Below are 15,287 nucleotides of genomic sequence, written 5' to 3' on the forward strand. Positions count from 1 at the left end.
AATTTGAATTAGAATTAGTGAAAATTAGTGAAATTCGTGGCACATTTTTTTATCTGTTGCAAAATATCTTTTTATATTAATTTAAAATCTTTTCGATTGCGTTGTTTATTCTAATTAAATCTTCTTCAAGACTTCCGTGATAACTTTTTTTGTGTTCGTTAATCAAGAATACGAGTTCCTGAATATCCGTTTTGTTTTTGCCTGTTTTAGAATGTAATTTTTTGATAAAATCGTCATCCAGTTTTGTTGTGTCTATCAAGTATTCATTTCGGATTCGCTCCAGAAAATAAATAATTTTTTTGTCAATAATATTGTCGTGATCACCTTCCTGATAATACAAATTCCCGATGGTTTTGGTAAAATCCACCGTTAGATTTGGTAAAGGTTTCAGGATTGGAACGACGCGTTGTTTTCGTTTAGCATTAAAAATAATAAAAATCAATATTCCAATCAAAGATAAATACCAAGCCCATTTTAAAGCTGGCTGACTAAAAATATAACGCAAAGGCGATTGGGAAATTCGTTCATCGTTTATTCCTTTGGTATACCAGAAAACATCGCCTTTTGGTAAATAAGAAAGCAGATTTTCAGCATATTGATAATGGTCTTTTTTCAGCAAGTGAAAATTGCTAAAAGCGGCTGGTTGCGTATGCAAATAGAAAAAGCCGTTTTTGTAGGCTACTTTTATAAAGTTGATGTGTTTTTGTTTAGGCTGATAACTTTGATATCCTAAAACGGTAGTGTTTAAAGTATCAATTTTCGAAAAATAAGAATCTCCAACACCTTCTGTTAAATGATATTTTTTGGTGCTTACTTTTTTATTGGCAAGCCAAATGGAGTTGCTGTTAGGAATTCCAAATCTGAATATACTATTCAGTTTTAAACTGTCTAAAAGAACTCGTGGAAACTCTTTCATACTCAAAAAAGCATTGTTTCCATGTGATACAAAATAAAAAAGTTCTTTTATAGATTGATCATCAATATTATTGGCTTCTGATATGTTTAAAAAAGTACCTTTTATTTTATAATTTTCCACTAAAGTGTCCTCATCATATTTAGAATCCAAAAACTCGTAGGGAGTTATAGTGGCTATTTTTTCTATTTTCTGATTTTTTAAAACACCATGGATTTCTTTGTCAAAAACATACAATCCAAAAGGGATTTTGTCATGGACAGAATAGGTTGGGTTCCAATCGATAGGTTTTGCCTGATCGCGATCTGCTACTAAAATTAGTGCCAAAACAAAAACCAGAATAGCGATATAAATTTTGATATTTTTATCCATTGCTAAAAGTTTTTATGGCATTCTTAAATCTATTTTCTGCTTTGTTGAAAGAGGTTTCGTCAATTTCAAATTCTCCATACCAAATATAATTATACAAGTAAGACAAATAGGTAAATTCTTCTCTATGCACAGGTCTTTGAAGCTCGTATAAATAATCGGAATTGGTTTTTTCGATATCCCATTCGATGTAATGATTTTGCGCCATGACTTTTAAAAGCCAAAGATAATAATACCGAATAGCGATTCTTTTTTCGCCGGAATTAATGCTCTCTTTTATCAGCTTTTCGAAATCTAACAGATGTATGTTTTTTTCGATATCAGTATAATAGATGGTCTTTTTTTGTGCATTTTTGCCAAAAATCCATTGTCCTTCTTTATTGATTAAAGCTTTTGCAATTAGATAAATTACAATGACAATGACGATAACTGCAATAATTCGCAATAGAATTGCTACCAATTTAATTGAGTTTTCGGTGTTTTCAAAATTAAATAATCTTCTGAAAATACTTGCCAACCACTCTTTAAAACGATCCCACATATTTTTTTCGGGCGTTTTATATTCATATACAAAATCCGGATCGCTGTATTTTTTTTTGAAGTTTTTATCAAAAGTTTTGGCTTCAATTGTACTGGAATCAATCAGTATGTCTTTCTCTGTATATTTTATTGATGCAATTTTTGAAGGTTCGGCTGTAGCCAAAGAATCCTGAGCATGAGATATACCAGAGAAAAAAAGAAGAGATAAAAGAATTAAAAATCTATTCATTATTGGTTTCAATTAATTCAATTTGGCTGATAGTTGTTGTGTTTTTCTATAAACTATAAAAGGATAAACCAGATAATAAAACGAAATTATTGCTAAGGTAAATAAAATGATAAAAGAACTTAACCAGTTTGGCATATCAATGGAATATCGGGTGATAAAACCTTCGAGAAAACCGGCACCAATCGTAAATGGAAAAGTGCTCAGGAATATTTTGAAACTGTTTTTGAAACCGATTTTAAAAGAGTTTATTCTCGAAAAAGTCTTTGGAAACAATATCGAAGCGCCAAGAATAAAACCTGCAGTAGTTTCGATTACAATTGCAAAAATTTCCATAGAGCCGTGAATCCAGATTCCGCGAACGCTTTTCCAGAAAACTCCCTGCTCATAAAAAAAGTACTGAAAAGATCCCAGCATAATAGAGTTTTGCAGGAAAATCCAAAAAGTTCCTAATCCGCCAAGAATGCCATAAAAATAGCATTTTGCACCAACATTAAGATTGTTTACAGTAATGCCAACAAAACTTCCCCAATTGCTTCCGGAACCGTAAACTGCCATTGGATTTCCTTTTTTGATGTTTTCCAAAGTCATATTTACATAGGAATCTCCCAAAATCAACCGAACAAAATTTGGATCGTATTTTGCCGAAACAACACCTATTGCAACTGTGGCAAAAAATAGAATAAAAGCATACATTAAGTATCTCCTGTATTCGTAAACAAGCAATGGAACCTCGGTTTTGAAAAATTCAACCAATCGATTCTTTTCCGTTCGTTTTGTTTTGTAAATCTTTTGATAAATCTGCGATGCAAGGTGATTTAAGTAAATAACCGTCTTACTTTTGGGATAATAAGTTTGGGCATACGACAAATCATTCATCAATTGAATGTACAAATTAGCTAACTCGTCAGGATTTTTTTTAGCTTTACCAAAAATAGCTAGTTCAAATTCCAGCCATTTTTCTTTATTTTGTTTTATGAAGGCGACTTCTCTCATTGTAGGCTAAAATATAAAAATATGTCAGAATTATCTATTAACACAACACAAAATGTTAAAATAAATTTTATATCAGCATCAGTTGGTGAACGATTAGGTTCCTATTTCATTGACTTACTTATAAAAGTGTCATATGTAATAGTGGTCTTACTAGTTTTTTTTTATTGGTTACATTTCGATAAATTGTTCAAAAATTTGGATTCCTGGTCAATTATGACCGTTCTTTTTGTTTTTTATTTACCAATTATGTTCTATTCGATCACTTTAGAAAGTGTTTTTGAAGGACAAACGATTGGAAAAAGGCTAGTAAAAATAAAAGTTGTAAAAATCGATGGTTATCAGGCAGGTTTTGGTGATTATTTAATTCGATGGTTTTTTAGAATAATCGATTTTACCTTGCTTTATGGTCTTGTTGGTTTAATTGCGGTTGTTACAAGCAAAAAAGGACAACGATTAGGAGATATGGCGGCTGGAACGGCAGTTATTACTTTAAAAAATAAAATTGATATTAGCCACACTATTTTAGAAGAAATAGGAGATGCGTATGTACCAACATATCCTTTGGTAATTAAATTATCTGATAATGATATGCGAATTATTAAAGAAACATTTCAAAAAGCAGATGCTAAAAACGATCACGAAATGATCTATAAACTAGTCGCTAAGATTGAAAATGTAACCGGAATTAAAAATCAATCAGGTAATAATAGTGATTTTCTTCGAGTTATTCTCAAAGATTATAATTTTTACACACAAAATATGTAATTAAATTGATTTTTTGAGGTGTTAATTTGGGATTTCGTAACTTTGTATATGCTTCAAAGATTTTGAACTTAAAAGCAAAATTTATAAAAATGGCGTAACCGAAAAGCCTAAGAGTAGGGAAATTTAATCTAAATACCATGAAAGTTAATAGAGCAATTGCCGTATTAGTAATGTTACTTGTTTCTGTTTTTTCTTTTGCCCAAGGCGGAAAAAAATTAGATAAAATAATAAAAAGAGATTATCAGATAATTGAATGCACAATTGCAAAAATGTCTGATAAAACAGTTGAATATTCTTTACCGGGAGAAACCTTGCAAATTTCATTAGATGTATCACAAATTGCCAGAATAGATTTCGCCAGCGGGCGTTCACAAACATTTGATGTAAGCGCAAGTGCCGGAAATACTTCACAAGCGAACTCAAATGACCCTATTGTTGCTGCAGATATGAAAACCAATACAATTGCAGTATTGCCAATTCCGTATTTGAATTCAGACACTCAGCAAAGTTCTGAAGAAATGGCAAAATTTGCACAAAACGATATGTATAATAAATTATTGGACAAATCAGCTAATATTTTTCCGCTTACGGTTCAGGATTTAAGAACAACAAATAGTTTATTGCACAAAGCCGGAATTGATCATACCAATATTGACGAAACACCAATTGCAGATCTTCAAAAAATTCTGGGCGTTGATAATATAGTGGCTGCCAAAATCTCTTATACAATGTCATCAAGTTCAACTGCTTCTACTTACGGAAGCGGAAGCACAACAGTAAGCAACAATGATAAAAAAGTTAAGTCAAGCGATTACTCGACAACTACCGCAAATACGCAAATGTATTATTACTACAACGTATATTTTGATATGTATAAAAACGGTACCAAAATTTACTCTCAAACCCGTAAACCTTTCCTTAATCTAAAAGACAGCTGGATCGATTCGATTTCTTATTTATTAAAAAGAAGTCCGATTTACGTAAAAAGATAATAAGAGTTACTTTTGTACCTCTGCAATTTTAAACCTTTGCACCTAAAAAAAATGTTTCATTTATTAGATCTTATTGGTACGATGGCTTTTGCCATGTCCGGCGCTTTAACGGCAATGCATAAAAAACTCGATCCGTTTGGGGTTTTTATTATTGCATTTGTAACCGCCGTTGGTGGCGGAACGTTGCGTGATGTCTTAATTGGTAGAACTCCGGTGGGGTGGATGAAGGATTTACAGTACGTTTATGTGATTATTCTGGGTTTTGGTTTAGCGATTCTTTTCAGAAAAAAGTTTGATAAACTCAGAACATCATTATTTTTGTTTGATACTATCGGACTTGGAGTTTTTACATTGATTGGCCTTGAAAAAGGTATTTCAATAGGTTTGCATCCCGTAATTTGTATCGCGTTAGGAACTATGACAGCTTGTTTTGGAGGAGTTACGAGAGATATTTTATGTACTGAAATTCCAACTATATTTAGAAGGGAAATTTATGCTACTATTTGTATTTTTGGCGGAATTGTATTTTTCGCCTTGAGAAAACTAAACTTAGATAATGATATTTTGTATTTAGTAACTTCTGTTGTCATTATTATCGCAAGATTAATGGCGGTAAAATTCAAATGGTATTTACCGGCATTTGACCATAAATGATTTTTTAAAATTTGCCACGAATTTCACGAATTTTCGCGAATCAAGTGGCTAAAAAAGACTCCAACAATATTGTCATTATTCTAAGTGATCATGAAATTAGTGAAAATTGGTGAAATTCGTGGCGAAAATAAGCCATAGTAAAAATGACGAAATATACCGTAAAAAAATACGATCAAAACGATTACACAATTTGGAATGACTTTATTGCTCAGGCCAAAAATGCTACGTTTTTATTTCACAGAGATTTCATGGAATATCATAAGGATCGGTTTGAAGATTTTTCAATTTTAATTTTTGAAGATCAGAAACTAAAAGCGGTTTTACCTGCTAATAAAGTTGGAAATTTGGTTTATTCGCATCAAGGGCTTACGTATGGCGGATTGGTTTATAAAGAAGAAACAAAACTGACTTCGGTAATTGAAATTTTTCGTGATTTGTTGTTTTTTTTGAACGAACATAATTTTGAAAAATTACATTTTAAAACTATTCCATCAATTTATCATCTTAAAGCAGCTGAAGAAATTTTGTATAGTTTGTTTCTGGCAGAAGCAAAAAATGTTAGAAGAGATTCACTTTCTGTAATTGATTTAGAACAGGAAAAATCAATTTCGAAGGTTAGAAAAAGAGGTTTAAAAAAAGCGATTAGCAAAAAACTTGTAATTAAGGAAGAATCTAATTTTGAACCTTTTTGGAATGAGATTTTGATTCCGAATTTAGAAAATAAACATAATGTGATTCCAGTTCATTCCGTTGAAGAAATGCAATTTTTGAAATCACATTTCCCTGAAAATATTCATCAGTTTAATGTTTATTTAGATGATAAAATTGTTGCCGGAACAACTGTTTTTGAAACTGAAACTGTTGCACATTGTCAGTATATTTCAAAAGATCAAAATAAAGAAAATCTGGGAAGTTTAGATTTTTTATTTCATTTTCTGATTCATGAGAGATTCGCTCATAAACGTTTTTTTGATTTTGGAATTTCAAATGAGAATAACGGAAAAAAACTAAATCAAGGATTAGCGTACTGGAAAGAAAGTTTTGGCGCCGGAACAATTGTTCATGATTTTTATGAAGTTGAAACTTCCAATTATAATAAGTTAAATAGTATTTTTGTTTAATAAATAAAAAACAATGATACCATTTCTGGATCTAAAAAAAATAAACCAACCTTATGAAACTGCTTTTCAGGAAAAACTGAAATTGGTTTTAGATAATGGCTGGTATATTTTAGGGAAAGAAGTTGAAAATTTTGAAAAGGCTTTCGCCGAATATTGTCACACAAAATATTGCATAGGAGTTGGGAATGGTTTTGATGCCTTAGTTTTGATTTTTAAAGGTTATATTCAGTTAGGAAAACTCCAAAAAGGCGACGAAGTTATTGTTCCGGCAAATACTTATATTGCTAGTATTCTTGCCATTTTGCAAGCAGATTTAGTTCCGGTTTTGGTCGAGCCAAAGTTGGAAACCTATAACATCAATCCGGATCTAATTCAGGAGAAAATAACGCCAAAAACAAAAGCAATTTTAGCTGTTCATCTTTACGGACAATTGGCTGAAATGGAAAAGATAAACGAAATTGCGAATCAACATAATCTGATTGTTGTTGAAGATAGTGCACAATCTCACGGAGCAATCAATAATCAACAATTAATAATTAACAATCAACAATCAGCGCAAGCCTACAGTTTTTATCCGGGAAAAAACCTGGGTTGTTTAGGTGACGGCGGTGCAATTACCACAAATGATTCTGAACTTGCAAAAGTACTTTTTTCGCTTCGTAACTATGGCTCGGAGAAAAAGTATTACAACGAATTTGTTGGTATAAATTCTAGATTAGACGAGCTGCAGGCAGGTTTTTTGAACTTGAAATTACCCAATTTAGATGCCGATAATGAAAAGCGAAGATCAATTGCAAAACGCTATTTATCAGAAATAAAAAATGATAAAATAAAATTACCATTTTGGGATTTATCAAATAATCATGTTTTCCATTTGTTTGTAATAAGAACTGAAAACAGGGATGATTTACAACATTATCTGACTCAAAAAAATATAGAAACCATTATTCATTATCCAATTCCGCCACACAAGCAAAAAGCATTTCCTGATTGGAATAATTTGTCATTTCCGATTACAGAAAAGATCCATAATGAAATTTTAAGTTTACCAATTAGTCCGGTTTTAACAGAAACTGAAGTTGATTTTATTATTGAAATTTTAAATCAATACTAGTTTGAGTTCTTTAAAAAAAATAACCGACTCTACTTTGTTTAAAATTACTTCATTAAATAGTTTTAGTGTTGGACTAAAAATTGGGATTGGAATAATAACCTCTAAAATTTTAGCCATTTTTGTGGGTCCCGGTGGAATGGCTTTGGTGGGAAATTTGCGTAATTTTTTAACTTCTTTAGAAAGTATTTCAACATTAGGTTTTCAGAGTGGTGTTGTGAAATATATAGCCGAAAATCAAAAAAATGAAGAAGAATTAAAAAAGATAATTGCAACCGTTTTTATCAGTTTAATTTTTATTGTCATTGTTTTAAGCGGTGTTTTATTCTTTTTTGCGTCCTATTGGAGCAATGCAACATTAGGAAATCATTCAGATTATTCGGTAGTATTCAAAGTTTTATCATTGGCTTTACCTTGGTACGCAGTGTCTGTTTTTTTATTATCCGTTTTAAACGGATTATGTAAATTCCGAAAAGTTATTTGGGTCAATATAATTGGGAATTTAATTGGTCTTGTGATTTCTATTTTAATGATTCTAAAGTTTCACACTTTAGGAGCATTATTGGCGATTGTAATTACGCCTTCATTACTCTTTTTTGTAACGTTTTATTTTGTACAGAAAGAGATTAAGTTTCTTCAGACAATTAGGTTTAATTTATATGATTTTAAAATTATTAAAAACCTGTTGCCTTATTCCTTAATGGCGCTGGTTTCATCGGTTTTAGGACCAATTGTTTTTCTGGCAATCCGTAACCATATTATTAAAGAATTAGGTATAAATCAAGCTGGTTTTTGGGAAACAATGTCCAGGATTTCTTCTTATTATATGCTTTTTATCAGTACAATTTTAACTGTTTATTTTTTGCCAAAACTTTCGCAGGCAAAAGATAATAAAGAAACAAAAGCATTATTTGGGCAGTTTTATAAATCTATTTTGCCTGTTTTTTGTATCGGTTTAGTTATAATTTATTTTTCTCGTTATTTTATTATTCAATTATTATTTACCAAAGAATTTTTGCCTGTTACCTCTCTTTTTCTATGGCAGTTAATAGGTGATGTTTTTAAAGTTGCATCCCTAATTTTAGGCTATCAGTTTTTTGCCAAAAAGCTTACAAGAGCCTTTATAATTTCAGAGTTGTTTTCATTAGCAGTTTTATATTTTTCAACTCTCTACTTTGTTAATGTTTTTGGATTAGAAGGTGCAGTAATTGCACAAGCTTTAGATAATTTCCTCTATTTGATTGTTCTGTTGTTTTATTTTAGAGATGTATTAATAAGCCGTTCGGAGTAAGACAAAGTCAGAGAATTGTTGTGCATGTTAAGGACTGGGCACTTCTTTAAATAAAACGTTTAGAGATAGTTAGCATTTCTATATCTCCTTTTCCGTTGCCATAAACGTGAATTTCGTCAAATTCATCAAGATTTATAAGCTCTTTTATTCTGCTTACTTTTTCAATTCCGAAACAATTTTTGGTTGAAAAATTACCAGTTAACAAGTTGTTTTGAACTTCAATTTTTGTCCCTATTACAGATACTCCAAATTGATTGCTCCAAGGTTCGATCCATTCCGGTAAAGATGCAGTTACTATATAAACCAAATGATTGTTTTCAAGATGATTTAAGAATTTTGTGTACGTTTCTTTAGCAAGATTTTGTTCGATTTTTGTTAGAGAAAAATTGCGGCATAAAGTATTAAAATCATCATATTTATAATCTTTGAAAAAATGACGAATGAATTTAATCTTCGTTTTTTCATTGGGATATATTCTTAATTTTAATCCAATAAGATAAGGTAAGAGCAGCAATAAACCAGTGTAAAAAGAAATATTCCCGCGGGAGAATTTAGTAAATTCAAGTAGACTGTCTTTTTTATAAAGCATTCCGTCAAAATCAAAAAAAACTATTGTTTTCATCTTTTAATGTACAATAGATAGCTCATTAATAGAATCCAGCACAGAATCATTATTTGTATGAATCTGTCTTTTAGAACAATTTTGGTAGGTGAGTAGGTGGATTGATCTACTAATGCGAGTTTTAAATAGCGAAAAATACCATTTATAACGAAAATTATAGATACATATAATAAATGAGAATTATAATGTTTCTGAACTTCCGGAGAAATACAGTAAAAAATATAGCAAACAATTATCATAGAGCTTAAAATCCCTAGAATAGTATCGATAAAAACAAGATTATAGCCTTCGACGTTTTTTCTGATTTTCAAGCCATCTTGCGCCAAAACTACATCAGTTCGTCTTTTTGCAATTCCTAAAAATAAGGCTAAAAGGTAAGTCATTAATAAAATCCAGATCGAGAGGATTATTTCTGTAACAGCAGTTCCGGCCAAAAGTCTTAATACAAATCCAAGTGCGATGATGTTTATATCGAGAATAGCAATGTGTTTCAACCATTTTGAATATAAAAAGTTGAGTAAAATATAAGAAGCAATTATAAAAAACAAATGTATTGACAGTAAGAAAGAAAATAATAAAGACGCTATAATTAGCAAAACCATTATATAAATAGCAAGTTGTGGTTTGATTTTTCCAGATGCTATTGGTCTTTTTGATTTTTCAGGATGAGCCTTATCTTCCTCGATGTCAAATAAATCATTTAGAATATATATTCCGCTTGAAGTGATACAAAAGCATAAAAAAGTAAGGAAAACTTTAAGCAGTAAGTCAAAATATAGAAACTCTCTTCCGAAAAAAAGAGGAGCAAAGACAAATAAATTTTTTAAATATTGATCAAATCGAATTAGATTCAGATAGTTTTTCATTTATTTTTTAATGAATTATAAATAACAAAGTGTTTGGTTTGATCAATTTGGTTGAAATTATTAACAATAAAAAGAGTAACCTTACTGTACGTAAATACTTCGCCCATTAAATTTTCACCATCAATATAAGTCCGCTCTACAAAAATATAATTTTTCTTATCCGATGCAAGCTTTATAAATTGATCTTCTTTGTTTAATACTTCGGTAGATATAATCCAATCTGCGGGTAATTTACTTTGTGTATTAAAGATATAATTTGCCATTGGAGTATTTGGCGCAACAATAAAATTTGTTCCATATTTTTGAATCAGTTGTTTTAATTCTAAATGATGCTCATAAGTATCCTTATCTGTTTTGATATATTTTAATTTGGGCGAAATCGAATCTAATCTATATTTCAATTGAGTTATAGAACTGTCTCTGTAAGGTTTTCTGTTAGAAGTAAAAGAAACCAAACAAACTGATATTGCAATCCCGAAAAAATAATATTTTGAATTTAAAATTTCCCTCAAATCTTTATAATATAAAACGATAAAACTCATAATCATTCCTGTCGAAAAGAGAATCGTAAAATGATAACCAAGACTTATAGAAGTTGACCATGCAATAACCAGAGAAACTATTATAGGTGCAAAAAATATTAATGTTTCTCTTTTTTCAAAATAATTGTACAACAAAGCAATAATACAGCAATTAAAAAATATTACAGACGCATATCGCTGATCATCAAAATAGTGAAACAAAAGGCTTGCGATAAAAAATGAAAATGTTAGCCATTTTAAGTAATACCCAATTTCAGGAAGCTTTGCTTGTCTTGTCGAGATAAAATTTTTCACTAAAGGGAATATTAAAACAGTTATTAATATCCATTTATTTCTAAAACATTTGATATAATAAATAAAACCAGTTTGGATCAGGTCAGAGAATTTGGTTTGATTGGTTATTTGTTCCAGAAAATTTTCTAAAGTAGTTATACTTGTAATCCAGTAAATAAAAATAAGAAATAAAAGAACTAAACAGAGCCCAAAAAATGCAGCTTTTTTTAAGTTATAATTGATGAAAACCCAAACAATAAATAGTAGTGGAATTAAGTAAAAAGATTGCTTTGTAAGTGCGGATAATAAAGAGAAAAATGCAATAAAAAAGAGTCTTAAATAGGTGTTTCCTGTGTTTTTTGACATTAACCAAAAAGCAACTGAGGCAAATAATAAACCATCAGTTGTAGGCCAAGGAAAAGGACCAAAATTATGAATTGATACTATAAAACAAATTATTATTAAAGCCCACTTATCGATTCCTGTTTTTTTTAAGTTGTAAATAGCATCAAAGCCTGAAACTGTAAAATAAACTTGCAGGGAAAATAGCGAATAAGAAATAACTCTGATAAAGAAAAACTGACCTTCCTGAGGAAGTATTTTCATAAAAAAAGCATGAAAGTACAGCGTTACCGGAGGGCCTTTGTAGATAAAATCCTGATAAACATCCTGACCATTAATGATTCTCCAGGAAAAACTGGGGATATAACCGGTATCCCAATTTTCAAGTCCAAATTGGCTTAAAACCAAGCAATAAAAAGCGAGTATTATAAAAAATAAATTTCGGTAAGAAAGTAATTTCATGTTGAAATGCTTGTTTTAAAAGAATCGTAATTTAATTTCCAACGGAATATATTTTAGAAACAGCCAAATGTCAAATGTTTTGTAAGCTTTAGCCATTTCAAAATGCAATCTTTTTAATAGCGCTTTATTTTCGTTTTTGGTTTTATTTAATGCAATTGCTTTTTTAATGACAAGGTAAGAGGAATAGTTTATTTTTTTGGTTTGGGAATTAAATTTTCTATAAAACTGATTTCCTAATGAATTTGCAAGTTCTCTTTTTTGAACTAAAACGGCATCAATAAATTCAAAATTATAGTTTCTGGAGGTTCTGATCCAAAGGTCTAAATCTTCATAAGCAAGATTTTCGTCATAACCATAAAGTTGTTCTAAAACGTCTCTTTTGATCATTGAAGAAACGGAACAAATCATACTGCTTTGATTTAACATTGCTAAATAAATATCTCCGGATGCAGGTTTTGTTACTGCTTTTTTTTCATTGTCAACTTTATAATAATAACGAAGATGTAGATTATCTTCAGAAATTATTTCTGCGTTTCCATAAACGATTGCCGTGTTTTTCTGTTTGGGATTTAAGAAAGCATTTACTTGTTTTTCAACACAATCTCCCAATAAAATATCATCAGCAGCCAGATCAATTACATATTCACCTTTTGCAAATTGTAATGCTTTATTAAATGTTTTTGTGTTTCCTAAATTACTTTTGTTTGAAATAAATCGGATTTCAGTGTGATTTTCGAGCCAATTTTTAATTACTTTTTTTGAAGCATCACTGCTGCAATCATTGGCAATGATAAGTTCAATATTTTGATAGCTTTGGTTTACTACCGAATTTAACGCTTCAACTACAAACTTTTCATGATTGTAACACAAACAAATAATACTAACAAGAGGTGAGTTTTGCATATAATAATCAAAAAGTGAAAAGAAATATCTTTTGAAACAGCCAAAAATAAAGAATTAATAAAAATTTAAATAGCAAAGTTTTAAATATCTATTCTTTCTTGTTTACTATTTTTACATTTGTTTAATTATGGAAGATAAATTGGATGGCTTTTTTATAGAAACTGATGTTGAAATTTTGATTTCTACAATGAATCGGGATTCGCTGGATTTTTTAGTTCTGATGTTTCCCCATTCGCATTTTTCTAATTTTTCTATTTTAATTGTTAATCAAACTCAAACAGATAAAATTTTAACTTCTACTTATTCTAATGTAAGAGTTATAAACTCGTTTGAGAAAGGTTTGTCCAAAAGCAGGAATTTGGCTTTTGAAAATGCAACAGGAAAAATTCTTGTTATTGCGGATGATGATATTGTTTATCCCGAAGGATTTATAACCAAAATAATTAATGCTTATCATAAATTTCCGGAAGCGGCAGCAATAAATTTTTCGGCGGTAAATTCAGATGGAAATCTAATTAAAAAATATCCTTCAAGATCTAAGAGTAATTTGAATATTTTTGATATTCTAAATACAAGTTCAATCGAAATGACAATCAATAGGTCAGTTTTTGATGTAAAGAAGATTCAATTTGATGAAAATTTTGGTTTGGGAAGTTTTTTTGAGATGGGAGAAGAAGCTATTTTTTTATTCGATTTGAAAGAAAAAAAACAACAGCTTGTATTTGAACCTCAGGCAATTGTAATTCATAATAATCAAACTTCCTCAGATAAAAAAAATACAATCGAAAGATATTATATTCAGGGAGCATTGTTTTCCAGAATTTTCAAAAAGAAATATTTTTTTTGGTTGTTAATTAAGTTGTTCTTTGAATTAAAACAGAATAAAATAAAATTAAGCAATATTAAAACCGTTCTTGAAAGTGCGAAAAAAGGACATGAAAAATTTGAAATAATACAGTATGGCAATAGAAAATAATAGAATACAAATTATTTCAATTCCAAAAATTGAGGAGAGAAGGGGAAATTTATCGGTGATCGAAAATGACACAATCCCTTTTGCGTTTAAAAGGATTTATTATTTATATGATGTGCCAACAGGATCGGAGCGTGGCGGACATGCACATAAAAATCTTCAGCAGTTTTTGGTTGCTTTAAGCGGTAGTTTTGATGTTGTTTTAAATGATGGAAAAGAAGAACAGATTATTACCTTAAATAAGCCATATGAAGGTTTGTTGATTAATCCGGGTATTTGGAGAGAGCTGCAAAATTTTTCTTCGGGTTCGATTTGTTTAGTTGTTGCTTCAGAAGTTTATATTGAAGACGATTATATTAGAGATTTTGATGAATTTATTAATTATTCTAATCGTAAATAGAAAAATCAAATCCATTTTTTTTTAAAGTGTTCTTTAATTTTAAAAAGAAGCGTAAACAAAAAGAAGGCATATTCAATAGAAACCGAATTTTTGGGGTACTATTTTGTTTGTCTACATCTTTTAGATAAAAATTCATTTTATCCTTATTTCCAAAGACATAATAGCGCAAACCATATTCGATTCTGTATAAGTCGAGAAAATTTTTAAGCGATGGATTTTCTTTTTCTGAAAGTTTAAATTGCTCAAAATCCATTAAATTCATTGCATTTATATTGTTCTTTGTCAGACTTTCAGGAACATTAAAGTTATAAATAGCAGTTACAGTATTTGTTATAGCGACTGGATGTTTTATACCAATTTTTGTCCAGAGTTCTAAATCCTGACCATTTGTAACGTTTGGCGTAAATCCTCGGTTTTGTTCTACTATTTCTTTTGGAATAGCTAAAGAAGAAGTCCATGTAATTCTATAAGGGCTGTTTGAAAAAAAATAATCCGCTATAATTCCTCTAAAGGATTCATTTATTCCATTGAAATTAGGAATTTGAAAGTGATTTTTAGAAATTCTAATTTTATAGCGGGAACAGTATATTCCACAATTGGGAAAATTATGATATAAATTGGATAGTTCCTCTAAATGATTTTGAAACCAATAATCATCGGCATCTAAAAAAGCAATAAGTTTTCCTTTTGATTTCTCTATTCCAAGATTTCTTGCGACAGAAACGCCTTGGTTTTTTTGATTGTAAATTTGAATTCTATGGTCCTTAAATCCAAGTGCCAGAATTTCGCTTTTATCAGTAGATCCATCATTAATTATAATAATTTCATAATCAGTAAAAGTTTGATTGAGAACACTTTTTATTGTATTTTCAATATGATTTTCTTTATTGTAGAGAGGAATAATAATAGAAAAAAACGCCATAATA

The 15,287-nt window shown here is 30.0% G+C and carries 16 protein-coding genes; 8 read left to right on the forward strand and 8 right to left on the reverse strand.

What is annotated here, in order from left to right:
* Positions 1-76: 76 nt before the first annotated feature.
* The 3 genes from EAH81_RS09030 to EAH81_RS09040 are packed head-to-tail and all read right to left on the reverse strand — an operon-like array spanning position 77 to position 3,044.
* Complete coding sequence (locus tag EAH81_RS09030) at positions 77-1,285, reverse strand: DUF4350 domain-containing protein (protein ID WP_140506096.1); 1,209 nt, start codon at positions 1,283-1,285, stop codon at positions 77-79.
* Entirely contained in the window at positions 1,278-2,051 is a 774-nt protein-coding gene (locus EAH81_RS09035) for a DUF4129 domain-containing protein (protein WP_140506098.1), read from the reverse strand. Before EAH81_RS09035 ends, EAH81_RS09030 begins: the two co-directional genes overlap by 8 nt.
* Positions 2,052-2,063: 12 nt before the next feature.
* On the reverse strand, positions 2,064-3,044 hold the full coding sequence (locus EAH81_RS09040) for a stage II sporulation protein M (protein ID WP_140506100.1): 981 nt from the start codon (positions 3,042-3,044) through the stop codon (positions 2,064-2,066).
* A gap of 21 nt (positions 3,045-3,065) precedes the next feature.
* Here EAH81_RS09040 and EAH81_RS09045 point away from each other — a divergent pair, with 21 nt between their 5' ends.
* From EAH81_RS09045 to EAH81_RS09070, 6 genes are all read left to right on the forward strand, one after another.
* Complete coding sequence (locus EAH81_RS09045) at positions 3,066-3,809, forward strand: RDD family protein (RefSeq protein WP_140506102.1); 744 nt, start codon at positions 3,066-3,068, stop codon at positions 3,807-3,809.
* 137 nt (positions 3,810-3,946) lie between these two features.
* Positions 3,947-4,801: a hypothetical protein gene (locus EAH81_RS09050; protein WP_140506105.1), complete on the forward strand. Its 855-nt coding sequence runs from the start codon at positions 3,947-3,949 to the stop codon at positions 4,799-4,801.
* Between the two features lie 51 nt (positions 4,802-4,852).
* The gene (locus EAH81_RS09055; RefSeq protein WP_140506107.1) at positions 4,853-5,455 is read left to right on the forward strand and encodes a trimeric intracellular cation channel family protein; all 603 of its coding nucleotides are present in this window, start codon (positions 4,853-4,855) and stop codon (positions 5,453-5,455) included.
* Positions 5,456-5,598: 143 nt separating this feature from the next.
* Entirely contained in the window at positions 5,599-6,576 is a 978-nt protein-coding gene (locus tag EAH81_RS09060; protein ID WP_140506109.1) for a GNAT family N-acetyltransferase, read from the forward strand.
* Positions 6,577-6,589: 13 nt separating this feature from the next.
* A complete protein-coding gene (locus tag EAH81_RS09065) occupies positions 6,590-7,690 on the forward strand; it encodes a DegT/DnrJ/EryC1/StrS family aminotransferase (protein ID WP_140506111.1) in 1,101 nt (366 codons plus the stop codon).
* Position 7,691: 1 nt separating this feature from the next.
* A complete protein-coding gene (locus tag EAH81_RS09070) occupies positions 7,692-8,978 on the forward strand; it encodes an O-antigen translocase (protein ID WP_241676543.1) in 1,287 nt (428 codons plus the stop codon).
* A gap of 46 nt (positions 8,979-9,024) precedes the next feature.
* On the opposite strand, the gene EAH81_RS09075 is transcribed toward EAH81_RS09070, so the two are convergent.
* From EAH81_RS09075 to EAH81_RS09090, 4 genes are read right to left on the reverse strand one after another with little or no spacing between them, the layout of a single operon-like run.
* Positions 9,025-9,600, reverse strand: coding sequence for an HAD family hydrolase (locus tag EAH81_RS09075; protein WP_140506113.1), 576 nt, complete (start codon positions 9,598-9,600; stop codon positions 9,025-9,027).
* Entirely contained in the window at positions 9,597-10,466 is an 870-nt protein-coding gene (locus EAH81_RS09080) for a decaprenyl-phosphate phosphoribosyltransferase (protein WP_140506115.1), read from the reverse strand. The genes EAH81_RS09075 and EAH81_RS09080 overlap by 4 nt, the downstream gene beginning before the upstream one ends.
* Positions 10,463-12,085, reverse strand: a complete 1,623-nt coding sequence (locus tag EAH81_RS09085) for a hypothetical protein (protein ID WP_140506117.1) — start codon at positions 12,083-12,085, stop codon at positions 10,463-10,465. Before EAH81_RS09085 ends, EAH81_RS09080 begins: the two co-directional genes overlap by 4 nt.
* A 15-nt stretch (positions 12,086-12,100) precedes the next feature.
* Positions 12,101-12,988 (reverse strand): glycosyltransferase family 2 protein, encoded by an 888-nt coding sequence (locus tag EAH81_RS09090; protein ID WP_140506119.1) that lies wholly within the window; start codon positions 12,986-12,988, stop codon positions 12,101-12,103.
* A 127-nt stretch (positions 12,989-13,115) separates the two neighbouring features.
* Here EAH81_RS09090 and EAH81_RS09095 point away from each other — a divergent pair, with 127 nt between their 5' ends.
* Entirely contained in the window at positions 13,116-13,964 is an 849-nt protein-coding gene (locus EAH81_RS09095) for a glycosyltransferase family 2 protein (RefSeq protein ID WP_140506121.1), read from the forward strand.
* Positions 13,948-14,361, forward strand: a complete 414-nt coding sequence (locus EAH81_RS09100) for a sugar 3,4-ketoisomerase (RefSeq protein ID WP_140506123.1) — start codon at positions 13,948-13,950, stop codon at positions 14,359-14,361. Before EAH81_RS09095 ends, EAH81_RS09100 begins: the two co-directional genes overlap by 17 nt.
* On the opposite strand, the gene EAH81_RS09105 is transcribed toward EAH81_RS09100, so the two are convergent.
* Positions 14,348-15,283, reverse strand: a complete 936-nt coding sequence (locus EAH81_RS09105; protein WP_140506125.1) for a glycosyltransferase family 2 protein — start codon at positions 15,281-15,283, stop codon at positions 14,348-14,350. The genes EAH81_RS09100 and EAH81_RS09105 overlap by 14 nt on opposite strands.
* Positions 15,284-15,287: the final 4 nt, after the last annotated feature.

Source organism: Flavobacterium pectinovorum (assembly GCF_006438875.1).
GTDB classification, from domain to species: domain Bacteria; phylum Bacteroidota; class Bacteroidia; order Flavobacteriales; family Flavobacteriaceae; genus Flavobacterium; species Flavobacterium pectinovorum_A.

Bases quoted from the DNA above. Each gene is read 5' to 3' on its own strand.
- EAH81_RS09030 (WP_140506096.1), bottom strand. From the start codon at position 1,285: ATGGATAAAAATATCAAAATTTATATCGCTATTCTGGTTTTTGTTTTG.
- EAH81_RS09035 (WP_140506098.1), bottom strand. From the start codon at position 2,051: ATGAATAGATTTTTAATTCTTTTATCTCTTCTTTTTTTCTCTGGTATA.
- EAH81_RS09040 (WP_140506100.1), bottom strand. From the start codon at position 3,044: ATGAGAGAAGTCGCCTTCATAAAACAAAATAAAGAAAAATGGCTGGAA.
- EAH81_RS09045 (WP_140506102.1), top strand. From the start codon at position 3,066: ATGTCAGAATTATCTATTAACACAACACAAAATGTTAAAATAAATTTT.
- EAH81_RS09050 (WP_140506105.1), top strand. From the start codon at position 3,947: ATGAAAGTTAATAGAGCAATTGCCGTATTAGTAATGTTACTTGTTTCT.
- EAH81_RS09055 (WP_140506107.1), top strand. From the start codon at position 4,853: ATGTTTCATTTATTAGATCTTATTGGTACGATGGCTTTTGCCATGTCC.
- EAH81_RS09060 (WP_140506109.1), top strand. From the start codon at position 5,599: ATGACGAAATATACCGTAAAAAAATACGATCAAAACGATTACACAATT.
- EAH81_RS09065 (WP_140506111.1), top strand. From the start codon at position 6,590: ATGATACCATTTCTGGATCTAAAAAAAATAAACCAACCTTATGAAACT.
- EAH81_RS09075 (WP_140506113.1), bottom strand. From the start codon at position 9,600: ATGAAAACAATAGTTTTTTTTGATTTTGACGGAATGCTTTATAAAAAA.
- EAH81_RS09080 (WP_140506115.1), bottom strand. From the start codon at position 10,466: ATGAAAAACTATCTGAATCTAATTCGATTTGATCAATATTTAAAAAAT.
- EAH81_RS09085 (WP_140506117.1), bottom strand. From the start codon at position 12,085: ATGAAATTACTTTCTTACCGAAATTTATTTTTTATAATACTCGCTTTT.
- EAH81_RS09090 (WP_140506119.1), bottom strand. From the start codon at position 12,988: ATGCAAAACTCACCTCTTGTTAGTATTATTTGTTTGTGTTACAATCAT.
- EAH81_RS09095 (WP_140506121.1), top strand. From the start codon at position 13,116: ATGGAAGATAAATTGGATGGCTTTTTTATAGAAACTGATGTTGAAATT.
- EAH81_RS09100 (WP_140506123.1), top strand. From the start codon at position 13,948: ATGGCAATAGAAAATAATAGAATACAAATTATTTCAATTCCAAAAATT.
- EAH81_RS09105 (WP_140506125.1), bottom strand. From the start codon at position 15,283: ATGGCGTTTTTTTCTATTATTATTCCTCTCTACAATAAAGAAAATCAT.